The 12,662-nt window shown below is 70.7% G+C and carries 13 protein-coding genes; 4 read left to right on the top strand and 9 right to left on the bottom strand.

The features are described 5' to 3' along the window. Window positions 1-74: 74 nt before the first annotated feature. Genes CLV67_RS44415 through kdd form a run of 6 tightly spaced genes read right to left on the bottom strand, consistent with a single transcriptional unit; the run spans window position 75 to window position 6,571 of the window. On the bottom strand, window positions 75-1,286 hold the full coding sequence (locus CLV67_RS44415; RefSeq protein ID WP_106329855.1) for a glutamate mutase L: 1,212 nt from the start codon (window positions 1,284-1,286) through the stop codon (window positions 75-77). After that, window positions 1,283-1,696, bottom strand: a complete 414-nt coding sequence (gene kal / locus CLV67_RS44410; protein WP_106329853.1) for a 3-aminobutyryl-CoA ammonia lyase — start codon at window positions 1,694-1,696, stop codon at window positions 1,283-1,285. Before kal ends, CLV67_RS44415 begins: the two co-directional genes overlap by 4 nt. Beyond that, window positions 1,693-2,424: a lysine 5,6-aminomutase subunit beta gene (gene kamE / locus CLV67_RS44405; protein ID WP_106329851.1), complete on the bottom strand. Its 732-nt coding sequence runs from the start codon at window positions 2,422-2,424 to the stop codon at window positions 1,693-1,695. Before kamE ends, kal begins: the two co-directional genes overlap by 4 nt. Continuing rightward, window positions 2,421-3,953, bottom strand: a complete 1,533-nt coding sequence (gene kamD, locus CLV67_RS44400) for a lysine 5,6-aminomutase subunit alpha (protein ID WP_106329849.1) — start codon at window positions 3,951-3,953, stop codon at window positions 2,421-2,423. Before kamD ends, kamE begins: the two co-directional genes overlap by 4 nt. A 15-nt stretch (window positions 3,954-3,968) precedes the next feature. Beyond that, window positions 3,969-5,507, bottom strand: coding sequence for an amidohydrolase (locus CLV67_RS44395; RefSeq protein WP_106329847.1), 1,539 nt, complete (start codon window positions 5,505-5,507; stop codon window positions 3,969-3,971). Window positions 5,508-5,512: 5 nt separating this feature from the next. Beyond that, on the bottom strand, window positions 5,513-6,571 hold the full coding sequence (gene kdd, locus CLV67_RS44390; RefSeq protein ID WP_487246606.1) for an L-erythro-3,5-diaminohexanoate dehydrogenase: 1,059 nt from the start codon (window positions 6,569-6,571) through the stop codon (window positions 5,513-5,515). A gap of 129 nt (window positions 6,572-6,700) precedes the next feature. On the opposite strand from kdd, the gene CLV67_RS44385 reads away from it, so the two are divergent. Next, window positions 6,701-8,059 carry a KamA family radical SAM protein gene (locus CLV67_RS44385; protein WP_106329845.1) on the top strand — a complete coding sequence of 453 codons (1,359 nt, stop codon included), beginning with the start codon at window positions 6,701-6,703 and terminating at the stop codon, window positions 8,057-8,059. A gap of 105 nt (window positions 8,060-8,164) precedes the next feature. Here the strand turns inward: CLV67_RS44385 and CLV67_RS44380 are convergent, their stop codons facing one another. After that, complete coding sequence (locus CLV67_RS44380) at window positions 8,165-8,356, bottom strand: CsbD family protein (protein WP_106329843.1); 192 nt, start codon at window positions 8,354-8,356, stop codon at window positions 8,165-8,167. A 118-nt stretch (window positions 8,357-8,474) separates the two neighbouring features. On the opposite strand from CLV67_RS44380, the gene CLV67_RS44375 reads away from it, so the two are divergent. Next, complete coding sequence (locus tag CLV67_RS44375; protein WP_106329841.1) at window positions 8,475-9,209, top strand: class I SAM-dependent methyltransferase; 735 nt, start codon at window positions 8,475-8,477, stop codon at window positions 9,207-9,209. 219 nt (window positions 9,210-9,428) lie between these two features. Here the strand turns inward: CLV67_RS44375 and CLV67_RS44370 are convergent, their stop codons facing one another. Next, window positions 9,429-9,995: a maleylpyruvate isomerase N-terminal domain-containing protein gene (locus CLV67_RS44370; RefSeq protein ID WP_106329936.1), complete on the bottom strand. Its 567-nt coding sequence runs from the start codon at window positions 9,993-9,995 to the stop codon at window positions 9,429-9,431. A 28-nt stretch (window positions 9,996-10,023) separates the two neighbouring features. On the opposite strand from CLV67_RS44370, the gene CLV67_RS44365 reads away from it, so the two are divergent. Beyond that, the gene (locus tag CLV67_RS44365; protein ID WP_106329934.1) at window positions 10,024-10,593 is read left to right on the top strand and encodes a TetR/AcrR family transcriptional regulator; all 570 of its coding nucleotides are present in this window, start codon (window positions 10,024-10,026) and stop codon (window positions 10,591-10,593) included. A gap of 44 nt (window positions 10,594-10,637) precedes the next feature. Further along, window positions 10,638-11,843, top strand: coding sequence for a pyridoxal phosphate-dependent aminotransferase (locus CLV67_RS44360; RefSeq protein ID WP_106329839.1), 1,206 nt, complete (start codon window positions 10,638-10,640; stop codon window positions 11,841-11,843). A gap of 64 nt (window positions 11,844-11,907) precedes the next feature. On the opposite strand, the gene CLV67_RS44355 is transcribed toward CLV67_RS44360, so the two are convergent. Beyond that, window positions 11,908-12,657 carry a DUF4253 domain-containing protein gene (locus tag CLV67_RS44355; protein WP_106329837.1) on the bottom strand — a complete coding sequence of 250 codons (750 nt, stop codon included), beginning with the start codon at window positions 12,655-12,657 and terminating at the stop codon, window positions 11,908-11,910. Between the last annotated feature and the right edge of the window lie 5 nt (window positions 12,658-12,662).

The following is a 12,662-nucleotide window of genomic DNA, read 5'->3' as shown; positions in this document are numbered from 1 at the left end:
TACGTCCCGCCCCCGGCCGTCTGTCAACCGGGCGTCCCGTGTCCCGGCGTGTCTCATTCATCGGCGTGTCATCGTCAGTACCTGATCGAGTTACCCAGCAGCCGGGCCGCGACGCCCGGATGATCGGCCGCGAGCAGACCCGCGGCGGCGAGGACGTACTGCTGATCAACCACGGCGCGGGCCTGCTCAGGGGGCGCCCAGCCACCGCCCACATCGGAGAGCACCGCCTGCAGGACCCGCTCGCCGCCGCCGTGGCGCAACACCCCGCCGGATCCGATGACGAGACGTACGTCACGTAGCCCGGGACGGCCGCGCGCGTGCCGCCGCATCGCCACGACGGCGGCCGCCGACGCGAGTTCCCGATCGCCGTCCGGGGCGGGCAGTTTCTCGGCCACGGCGGCCGCCCGGGTGCCGTCGGCGCCGACGGCCACCCCGAGGTCACCCTCCACGGTCCGCGACCGCCACAGGGTGCCGGCCACGTCACGGCGCGGCCCGGTCTCCGCCTCCGCGTCCGGCACGAGCGCCGAGTACACGTCGGTGGTCGCGCCGCCCACGTCGACGACCAGGATCCCGTACCCGGTCGCGTCGGCGAGCGTCTCCACCCCGGCCAGCACGGCGTCCGGGGTGGCGGCACGCACCAGCCGGGTGAACCGGGTGCCCCGCGACAGGCGTTTGCCGCCGATCACGTGCCGCAGGAACACGTCACGGATCGCGGCGCGGGCCGGCAGCGGGTCGAGCACGCCGATGCGCGGCAGCACGTTCGCCGCGGCCGTAACCGGCACTCCCCTGCCCCGCAGAAGTGTGAGCGCGTCCTCCCGTACAGCCGAATTGCCCGCCAGAACCACCGGAATGCGGATCCGGGCCGCGGACAGCCGCCGCGCGTTGTGCAGAAGGGTTTCGGCGTCGCCGCCGTCGGTGCCGCCGGCCAGCAGTAGCACGTCCGGCCGGGCGGCGCGCAGCCGGGTCAGATCGGGACCGGTCATCGGCCCGGCGGCCACGTGCACCACCTGTGCCCCGGCCGACAACCCCACCCGGTGCCCGGCCTCGGCGGTGACCAGACGCTCGTAGCCGATCACCGCCAGACGCAGACCGCCGCCGGCCGAGGAACAGACGTAAAGCTCGTCGCCGCCACCCACGGCCGTGACGGCGGCGTCCAGACCTTCCAGGACGTCCGTGGAGGACGTGGTCGGCACTTCCGCCCGGCGGACCAGTTCCGCACCGTCCAGATCGATCAGGGCGGCTTTCGTGTACGTCGACCCGACGTCCACACAGACGGCGGTCGTCACGGCTTCGGCGGCACCCCGGCCGCGTCTTCCGCGGCGGCCTCACCGATCGGCTTCGGCGGCACCACGACCGTGCCCACCGCGGTGGTCGCCACGATCGGCTCAGCCAGGACCTCGGCCGCCGAACCCGACGTGCCCCGGCACACCACCCGCACCTCGAACGCGATTTTGCGGGACCTCGTGCCTGTCCTCGTCACGGTCCCGCTGATCTCCAGCACGTCCCCGGCCCGCACCGGCGCCTTGAACTGCACGTCGTCGTAGGACGCGAACAGCCCCTCGTCGCCGTCGAGCCGGATGCAGATCTCGGTGGCCACGTCCCCGAACGCCGCGAGCGAGTACGCCCCGTCGACCAGGTTCCCGGCGTAGTGGGCGTGCGAGTAGGGCACGTACCGGCGATGCGTCACAGTGATCATTTCGAGCTCCCGACGAGGGCGTGGACGAGATAGGAGGCGACCTCGCGGGGCGTGGTGCCACGGCTGAAGATCCGGTCGACGCCCAGCTCACCGGTCATCAGCTCGTCGAACCGCGGCCCGCCGACGATCAGCAGCGGCCGTTTCCCGGCCGGCAGCGCCTCCCGGAACGCCGCCGACATGGCCCGCGTGTTCTGCAGGTGCGCGTCGCGCTGGGTCACCACCTGGGAGACCAGCACCGCGTCGGCCTTCTTCTCCCGGGCCGTCTCCACCAGGTCGGGCACCGACACCTGCGCGCCCATGTTGGTGACCGACAGCTCCGAGTAGTACTCCAGGCCCTTCTCCCCCGCGATGCCCTTGAGGTTGAGGATCGCGTCGATGCCGACGGTGTGCGCGTCGGTGCCGATGCAGGCGCCGACCACGTTGAGCCGCCGCCGCAGGCCCCGCTTGATCGCCGCGTTGACCTCCTTGGCGCTCAGCAGCGGATAGTCGCGCTCGACGACCTGCACCCTGTCGGTGTCGACGAGATGGTTGACCTTCCCGTAGACGACGAAGAACGTGAAATCGTCACTCATCTGCTTGGCGTGGACCAGCATGGCGGGGTCCATGCCCATCTTGTTCGCCAGCTGCAGCGCGGCACCCTCGGCCCGCTTGTCGTGCGGGATCGGCAGCGTGAAGGACAGCTGCACCATGCCGTCACCCGTGGTGTCGCCATAGGGGCGAATGATCATGACTCCACCACCGGGTTGTAGTAGTCCTCGTCGATCTTGGAGACGCCGTCGAGGCCCTTGCCCCGGTCGGCGGGCCGCTTCATGATCCCGAACGTCCCGTCGGCGATCGCGTTGAGCATGCCGTCGTCCACGATCCGTTCCAGCAGGTCGATCGCCTCACTCAGGACCTGGTTCGCGCGCCCGCGGATGAACTCGCCGGGTGTGAAGTCCTCGTGCAGGTTCCCGGCACCGTTCAGGACGTATCGGACGTTCTGCAGGGCGATGTCCCGATCGGAGAGCCACGGGGTGACGACCGCCTCGGTCATCATGCCGACGAGAAGGATCCCCTGGCCGGTCAGTGCGCCGGCCAGGTTGAAGAAGCCGTCGAGCAGGTTGCCGCGGAACACGTCGCCGGTCATGTGCTTGGTCGGCGGCATCCACTTCAGGGGCGCGTCGGGGAAGAGCTCCCGGGCGAGCAGCGCGTGCGCCAGCTCCATGCGGAACGACTCCGGCAGTTCCGGGTTGATCTCGAACGCGTGCCCCAGGCCCAACTGCCAGTCCTGCAGGCCCGCCTCGTGGGCGAAGTACTCGTTCATCAACTGCGAAACGGTGACGGTGTGCGCCGCGTCGACCGCGTCCGCGGTGGTCAGGTAGTTGTCCTCGCCGGTGTTGATGATGATTCCGGCCCGGGCGTGGATCTGCCGCGAGAACCGCTGGTCCACGAACGTACGGATCGGGTTGATGTCACGGAACAGGATCCCGTACATCGAGTCGTTGAGCATCATGTCCAGACGCTCCAGCCCGGCCATCGTCGCCATCTCCGGCATGCACAGCCCGGACGCGTAATTGGTGAGCCGCACGTAACGGCCCACCTCCTTCGACGTCTCGTCCAGCGCGGCCCGCATCAGCCGGAAGTTCTCCTGCGTGGCGTACGTGCCGGCGAACCCCTCCCGCGTCGGGCCCTCCGGCACGTAGTCCAGCAGCGACTGCCCCGTCGACCGGATCACCGCGATCACGTCCGCCCCGGCCCGCGCCGCCGCCTGCGCCTGCGGGATGTCCTCGTAGATGTCCCCCGTCGCGACGATCAGGTAGATCCACGGCCGCTGCTTCGGATCGCCGAACCGCTTGATCAGCCGGTCCCGCTCGGCCCGCCGCCGGTCGATCGTCCTCAGCCCGGCCGCGGTGGCCCGCCTGGCCCGCTGCCGCGCCTTCGCGGGACGGGAGGGCATGGAGAACCGCACCGACCCGGCCGCCGCCTTCTGCGCCAGGACCGTCACGTCCTCCACACCGGTCGTCTCCATCGCGTGGAACACCGGGACGGCCACCCCGTGACCGAGCCCGACGTCCGCACGCACCGCGTCGACCAGCCGGTTCACCCACGGGATGCCATCCGGGTCAGCGCCGGTCACCCCCGCCAGCCGCAGCACCGCACGCTCCACCGACACGGTGGTGTGCGACCGCGCCAGGTCGACCACCGGCCGCCCCGCCCGTGCGGCGAGCTCCCTTGCCCGCGCGACCACGGCCGCATCCAGATCCAGCTTCCCGGCCAACGAAAACGCCTCCTGTTACCTCTCGAAAATCGTGTCGCCGTGCAGCACCGTGCGCACACACACCGGCCGGACCGGCTCCACGCCGTCGACGTCCGGCAGCACCGCCGGCAGCCCGTCCACCACTCCCGACGGCGTCTCCCAAGCCGCGAACGTCGCCGACGAACCCGGCTTGAGCGCCCCCACGCCGCCGACCGCCGCGGCACGCCAGCCACCCCGGCTGCTCGCCGCGAACGCCGACCGCACCGTCATCCGGAACCGCGGATTACGCGGGGCCGCGGCCGCCACCACCATCGCCCACGGGTCCAGCGGCGTCACCGGCGAATCCGACCCGAACGCCAGCGCCACCCCGGTCGCGTGCATCGCCCCGATCGGGTTGCTGGCCAGCGCCCGCTCCACACCGAGCCGCTGCGCGTACATCCGGTCCGAACCACCCCACAGCGCGTCGAAGACCGGCTGCACCGAGGCGATCACCCCGAACTCCACCATCCGCGCGATCATCGCCTTGTCGATCAGCTCGACGTGCTCGATCCGGTGATGACCCTCCCGCAGCCGGTCCACCCCGACGCTCTTCGCGGCGATCGCGAACCCCTCCAGCACCGTCTCGATCGCGGCGTCACCGATGGCGTGGAAACCACCCTGGAACCCGACCCTGATGCAGTCCAGCAGGTGCGCGGCGGCCTGCTCGGCGGTCAGGAACGCCTCACCGCACCCGTGGTCGCCGTCGAGATACGGATGCCGCACCGACGCCGTCCGCGAACCCAGCGCACCGTCGGCGTACAGGTCACCGGCCGCACCGTGCGCCCCCAGCTCGCGCGCCCGCTCGGCGCCGCCCAGCTCACCCCAGTACCCGAACACCCGCGGCAGGCCCTGCCCGGACAGCGCCAGCACCGACGCGAAGTCCGCCTCGCTCGACGTGCCCGGACCGGCGCACTCGTGCACCGCCGCGATCCCCATCTCGGCCGCCCGGCGCAGCGCCGTCGTCTGCGCCGTGGTCCGCTGCGCCGCCGTCAGCGAGCCCAGCGCGACCGCGCGTACCGCATGGTGGGCCGCCTCCTTCACCCACCCGGACTCGTCGTAGCCGTCCACCCCGAGCGCCGCCGGCAGCAGCGACGACGACGCCAGCGCCGAATGCACCGACGCCTGCGACAGATACACCCGCCGGCCCGCCGCCGCCCGCTCCAGCTCAGCCGCGCTCGGCGGCGTCTGATCCGACCACGTCGACTCGTCCCAGCCGTGCCCGTGCACCACCCCGTCGGCCGGCCGCGTCGCCGCGAACGCCGCCACCCGCTCCAGCAGCTCACCCGGCGACCGCACCACCGACAGATCCAGGCCGTCGAACGCCAGACCCGTGTCGGTGGCGTGCAGATGCGCGTCCACGAAAGCGGGCGTGACCAGAGCGCCGTCCAGGTCGACGGTCACGTCGGCGGACGGGGCGTCGGCGGAGTCTCCCAGCCAGGCGATCGTGTCGCCGCTGGTGACCATGGCGGTGGCGCGGGGTTCCGCAGCCGAGTAGAAGCGGCCGTTGACGTAGCGGACCGAGGGAGTGTTCGTCATGACCGTCAGTCTGCCGCCAGCCGGGCCTCGAACAACTCCCGGACCGCGGGAACCTGACGCAGCAGATCCACCGCGAAATCGGCGTGACCAGGCACGTACCCGTTACCGATGAGCATCGTCACGTCGGCGGCCAGCCCCTCGGCGCCGAGCGCGGCGGCCGGGAAGCTCGTCGCCATCGAGAAGAAGATCACGGTGCCGCCCCCGGCGGTCGCCAGGATCGCGCCGTGCTCGCATCCGGGCACGTCCACGCAGACGACGGTCACGTCGGCCGGTTCCCCCACGGCCTCACTCACCGCTACCGGGTCGCGGGCGTCGGCAATCGCGACCTCGTCGGCAAGCCCGGCTTTGATCAGCGCGTCCCGCTCGGCCTCGTTGACGACGACCGCCTTGGTACGGGCACCCGCGCGCCTCGCGGCGGCAAGAGTCAGGGACCCGCTCTTCCCGGCGCCCCCGAGCACCGCCACGGTCACCCGCCCGGCGTCCTCACCGGCCTCCGCGCTCGCCTGCCCGCGCCACTTGTGATGCCCGCGCACCACCCGGTCGGTCAGCGCCGGCGCCCCGCACACGTCGTAGACCGCGAGCGCCAGCTCAGGCGGCAGATCGTCCGGCAGCACCCCGACGATCGAACGCCCGAAGAGAATCGCCGTCCCCTCGGCCGGCACCTGCTCGCTGAGCCCGTCCCACGCGGCCAGCCCGTCGGTGATCCGCAGCGGCGTCAGCGTCAGCGACACCAGCGTGGCCACCCGGTCGCCCGGCTTGACGGGCAGCGGCGACTCCGGCCCGACCTGCTCGACGATCCCGATCAGCATCCCGCCCGAACCGGTGACCGGATTGTGCATCTTGCCGCGCGTGCCGACGATGTCGAGCACCTCGGCGCGGATCGCGTCCCCGTTGTGCGCATGCTTCTCGGCCAGCTGCCGATAACTGGCGGCGTCGAGGTTGAGCCGCTGCACCCGGATCCGCGTCTCATCGGGCCCGATCTCCGGCGACGCATCAAGCTTCCACGCCGCCTGCGGCAGCACGCCGACCGGTTCGAGTACCCGCCGCAACCCCACCATGCTCAAGCTCCTCACGATCTCCACGCGTTAAAAACACTCTCACAGAGCTGCCTTCACCGTAAATCCTGCGTATACATGGTTACTAGACCGGAGATTCTCCGGTAGCTTGATCCGAACCGAAAGAGGGAGGAACCGGTGACCGACAACGAGGCCGGCCAGCCGTACGAGTACCAGCGGCGCGAGCTGATCGAGCCGGACTGGACCCGGTTCCCCGGCTGGCGCGACGTGACGGCGGCACAGTGGCAGTCCGCGCAATGGCAGCGGGTCAACTGCGTCAAGAACATCAAGCAGCTGCGTACGGTCCTCGGCGACCTCGTCGACGAGAGCTTCTACACCGACCTCGAGACCGACCAGAAGCAGCACGCGACGATGTCCATGCTCATCCCGCCCCAGATGATCAACACGATGGTCCCCGGCCGGACACCGGACACCGCGTCGTTCCTCGCCGACCCGGTCCGCAACTACATGATCCCGGTCGCCAGCGACCGCCACCCGGCCTGGCCGTCACACCCGCACGCCACCCGAGACTCCCTGCACGAACACGACATGTGGGTCGCCGAGGGCCTCACCCACCGCTACCCCACCAAGGTGCTCGCCGAGCTGCTCTCCACCTGCCCCCAGTACTGCGGGCACTGCACCCGGATGGACCTGGTCGGCAACAGCACCCCCACGGTCGCCAAACTCAAGCTCCTCCAGAAGCCGGTCGACCGCTACGAGGCCCACCTGCGGTATTTGAAAGAGCACCCAGGCGTGCGCGACGTCGTCGTCTCCGGCGGCGACGTGGCCAACGTGCCGTGGAAACAGCTCGAGGCGTACCTCATGGGGCTGTTGTCGGTCCCGACCGTCCGTGACATCCGGCTCGCCACCAAGGCGCTCATGGGACTCCCCCAGCACTGGCTGCAGGACGACGTGGTCGAGGGCATGCACCGGGTCGCCGTCACCGCCGAACGGCGCGGCGTCAACCTGGCCGTGCACACCCACGTCAACCACGTGAACTCACTGACACCGCTGGTGGCGCGCGCTGTGCGTACCCTCCTCGAAGTCGGTGTCCGTGACGTCCGCAACCAGGGCGTCCTGATGCGCGGCGTCAACGCCACCGCCCCCGACCTGCTCGACCTGTGCTTCGCGCTGCAGGGCGAGGCCGGGATCCTGCCGTACTACTTCTACATGTGCGACATGATCCCCAACGCCGAGCACTGGCGCGTCGCCGTCCACGAGGCCCAGCAGCTGCAGCACGACCTGATGGGCTACCTGCCCGGATACGCGACCCCGCGGATCGTCTGCGACGTGCCGTTCGTCGGCAAGCGCTGGGTGCACATGATCGCCGACTACGACCGCGAGCACGGCATCTCCTACTGGACCAAGAACTACCGCACGTCCATCGAGGCCGGCGACAGCGAGGCTCTCTCCAAGCTGTACGCCTACTACGACCCGATCGACACGCTCCCGGCCTCGGGCCAGGCCTGGTGGCGCAAGCAGCAGGCCTCGGACTGACCCGTCGACGACACGAAGCAGGGGAAGCGCTGGTGCGCTTCCCCTGCTTCGTTCTGACCCGCGGTGTCTGCTCCGCGGCCTAACGGTCGGTTTCTGCTCCGCGGCTCAGCGGATGGCGTCGCGAACGTCCCGACCGGCGTCCTTGACGTGCTCGCCGGCCTGCTTGGCGTGCGCCGCCGTCTCCTGCGCCTGGCCCTCGGCATAGAGGCGCTCGTTGTCGGTCGCCTCACCGATGCCCTGCTTCGCCTTGCCGGTCAGTTCCTCGGCCTTGTTCTTGACCTTGTCGGTGAAGCTCATGCGTCAACCCTCCTGGCCGTCTTCGTTGCCGTTGATCAACTGATGCCCGCTGCACGGGCATCTGAAACACGTCACACCCGCTAAGGCGTCCTAGGACAATGCTGGTTATGATCATCGCGTGCGGGATCTCGGCGGTGCACCCGGCAGCGGGCAGGCGACCTACCCGGCCGAGGCCCTCGACTGGCTCCTCCCCGACGGTGCGCCGCGGGTCCTCGACCTCGGCGCCGGGACCGGCCGCCTGACCCGGCAGCTACGGGCCCGCGGACTCGACGTGGTGGCCGTCGACCCGTCCGGCGCGATGCTCTCCGAACTGCGCCGCGCTCACCCCGAGGTTCCCGTGCACCGCGGCGACACCGACCGGATCCCGCTGCCGGACGCCTCGGCCGACGTCGTCCTGATCGCCGAGGCCTGGCAGTGGCCCCACCCGCACCGCGCCCTTCCCGAGATCGCCCGGGTCCTGACCCCCGGCGGACGGCTCGGCCTGATCCGCAACATCCGTGACGAGAGCGCCGACTGGGTGGCCCGCCTCGGCGAGATCCTCGGCGGCGCCGGCCCCGACGCCGGACCCCGGCTCGGACCGCCGTTCGGGCCGTTGACACGTACCTGGTTCCGCTGGAGCCAGACGCTCACCGCCACCGGCCTGCTCGGCCTCGCCGGCTCCCGCAGCGCGATGATCCTGCTCCCGGCCGACGAGCGGGCGGCCGTACTCGCCCAGGTCCGCCAGTTGCTGGCCACCCACCCGGCACTGCTCGGCCGTGACACCTTCGCGTTGCCCTACGTCACCGAGTGCGCCTGGACCACCCTGCCCACCTCACCCAGCCGACAATCACCGGTGCGACCGCCGGCGTGGTGACCCACGCCCACCCGCGAGCCACACCCCACCACACAACCCAGCCAGACCAGCAGCGTGGTGACCCACGCCCACCCCCCAGCCACACATCGCCACATTTGAAGCGCGCGGCGGCGGGCGGCTGGCGGGCAGCGGCGAGCGAGCGGCGGGCGGCGGCGAGCGGCGGCGAACGAGCGGGCGGCGAACGAGCGGGCGGCGGGGTGGCCTCGGGGCGGTGAGGCGTCAGGACAGGGCGGCCTTCAGCTTCCAGCCGGTCAGGCGGGGACGGCCGGGGAGGGCGATCCGGCCGGTGGACCAGAGGAGGGCCTGGACCGGGTCGCCGGGTGGGGCGTCCGGGAACAGGCGGTCCAGCACGGCGGTGCACAGGTCCGGCGGCGGGGTCCAGGTCAGGCCCAGACCCTGGGCGATGTCCCACGTGTGGATCAGGGTCTCGTTGACGCCGAGGGCCGCGAACCCGGACGGATCGGTCGGACCCCAGTGCCAGGCCCGCGTGCCGGGGGCGGCGGTACGCAACGCGGCGCCCAGCAGGCCGGCGCAGGCGGCGACGATCCGCAGCACCCCACCCGGGGCGGTGCCGGGGTGGACCTCCAGGTCCAGGGGCAGGTACGCGTCGTCGGCGCGCGAGGTCAGCTGGGTGGCGTAGGCGGTCAGGTCGTGTGCCACGTGTGCCGCCGTCTCGCGGCAGGTCCAGTCCAGCTCGCCGGCCCGTACATCCCAATCGTGATGTCGAAGCGGCAGCAGCAGCTCCAGCATCTCCGCGACCGCGGTGTCGAGGTCGTCCGCATTCATCGATGTCACGTGCCTCATCATGTACTCCATGCCCAAGAAGGTGGACCGGCTGGAGCGCCGCACGCGGATCGCCGACGCGCTGATGCGGGTCGCCGCCGAGCAGGGGCTGGAAGCGGTGAGTCTGCGGCACGTGGCCGCCGAGGCCGGGGTGTCGGCCGGGATGGTGCAGCACTACTTCCGCACCAAGGACGAGATGATGACGTTCGCGATGGAGGTCGTCCGCGAACGCAACCAGGTGCGGGTCACCGAGGCGGTCGCCGCGCTGGGCGACACTCCGGCGCCCCGCGAGCTGCTGCGCACGATCATCACGACGCTGCTGCCACTGGACGACGAGAGCCGGGCCGACGGCCGGGTGGCGCTGGCGTTCCTGGCCTACACGGCGGTGCGGCCGACGGCTTCGGCGGTGCTGCGGGAGGAGACAGCGCAGATGGCCGGCTTCATCGGGAGCCTGCTGCCCGTACGACATGAGGAGATCGCGGCCCGTGGCCTGCTCGCCCAGATGGAGGGGCTTGGGGTCTACCTGCTCGGTGGGCAGTACACCCCCGACGAGGCGCGGGCGGCGCTCGACGCGCAGCTCGATCTGATCTTCGGCGGGTAGGTTCTCTGTCGCGGGGTCCGTCGGCGACGTGGGAGAGTGACCGGGTGAAGCAGGCGCAACGGCTCAAGGCTGTCCGGTACGACATTCGCGGGCCGGTGCTGCGCCGCGCCCAGGCGCTCGAGGACGCCGGTCACAAGATCATCAAACTGAACATCGGCAACCCCGCGCCGTGGGGTCTGGCGACGCCCGAGCCGATCATCGCCGACGTGGTCCACAATCTCGGCAACGCGCAGGGTTACAGCGACGCCCGCGGCATCTACTCGGCGCGGGTCGCGGTCGCCCAGAAGTATCAGATCCAGGGTGCCACCGATGTGCAGCCGGAAGACGTGATGCTCGGCAACGGCGTCTCCGAGCTGATCGTGATGTGCCTGCAGGCGCTGCTCGACACAGGCGACGAGGTGCTGGTGCCGAGCCCCGACTACCCGCTGTGGACCGGCGCGGTGTCGCTGTGCGGCGGCCGGGCCGTGCACTACCGCTGCGACGAGAGCAACGGCTGGCAGCCCGACCTGGAGCATCTCGCCGCCAGCATCGGCCCGAACACCCGCGCCATGGTGATCATCAACCCGAACAACCCGACCGGCGCCGTGTACTCACGGGAGATCCTGGAGGGCATGCTCGACCTGGCCCGACGGCACGGGCTGCTGGTGTTCACCGACGAGATCTACGACCAGATCGTCTTCGACGGCGCCGTGCACCACACCGCGGCGGCGCTGGCCCCGGACGTACCGATGATCAGCATGGGTGGGTTGTCGAAGACGCACCGGGCGGCCGGGTTCCGCTCCGGGTGGCTGGCGATCACCGGCTTCAGCGGGCGCGACACCGACTACCTCGAGGGCCTTCAGCTGCTGGCCAACATGCGCCTGTGCCCGAACGTGCCGGCCCAGCACGCGATCCAGACCGCGCTCGGCGGCTACCAGAGCATCAACGCGCTCATCGTGCCCGGCGGCCGCCTCTACGAGCAGCGCGAACACGCCTGGCGGGCGCTGACCACGATCCCCGGCGTCGACTGCGTCAAGCCGGAGGGCGCGCTCTACCTCTTCGCCCGCCTCGACCCGGCCGTCCACAAGATCCGCGACGACGAGCGCCTGATCATCGACCTGCTGGAGCAGAAGCACCTGCTGCTCTCCCACGGGACCGGATTCAACATCGACACCCCGGATCATGTACGGGTGGTGTACCTCGCTCCGGTAGACGTGCTGAACGACGCGATCGGGCGGCTCCGCTCCTTCCTGGCCAACTACCGCCAGTAGCGTCCGCCGGTCTCATGCAGGGGTTCCGCCCCGCCGCACCTCGCGGTGCGGCGGGGCGGAACCGTCAGTCCCACCAGAAGGACCAGTGGTGATTGCTCACCTGCTTGACGGCCACGTCTGCCGGCTTACCGAAGATGCCCAGCAGGTCGTGGCAGTAGACCGATTGCTCGACCGCACAGCGTGCCACCTCGGCCTTCGTCGTCGGCGGCCGTGCCACGGAGAGCTCCAGGGACGTCCCACCCGCGTAGTACAGCTCCGCGCCGTGCCGCTCATGCCAGAGTCGTAGAACCGCCAGATGGTCCTCCGGGATCAGCGACGGATAGGACGGGCCGCCGTACCAGTTCGGGTGGATCAGCCCCGGCACGAGAACCGGCACCTCGTACCCCTGAGCGGCCTCCACCAGAAGCACCTGAGTCGGGGGGTGGCCGTCCGTCTCCCGATGCACACCTCGAGCCGGTGGGCTCACAGCATCGAATCTCGCCACGACGGTCGCCGGATCGTAGGCGGCGTACCACTCGGACGCCTCCTCCTCGTCGCACTCCTCCGTCGTCTCCTCAAGAGCCGATTGGTGGAGTATCCGCATTCGCTCGACCGGGTCGGCCGCACGAGCCGCGACCAGCGCCTCCGGTCCCTGAACGTCAGCCGGAAATTGAGCCGCCCGTACGGCAGCCGATTCGACGTCCTGGCCCAGCACCGGATACCAACCCGTCGCCGGATGATGGTCCAGAAGCCTCCGCCAGACCGCGTCGTGCTGTCCCGGCGGGATTTTCCCGCTCAGCAACCGGACGCCCGAGGGCAGCACAGCCTCGCGCATGCCGG

Origin of the sequence: Actinoplanes italicus (assembly GCF_003001815.1) — a bacterium.
GTDB classification, from domain to species: domain Bacteria; phylum Actinomycetota; class Actinomycetes; order Mycobacteriales; family Micromonosporaceae; genus Actinoplanes; species Actinoplanes italicus.
The sequence above is the reverse complement of the archived record's forward strand: the minus strand, read 5'-3'. Positions and strand labels throughout refer to the sequence as shown.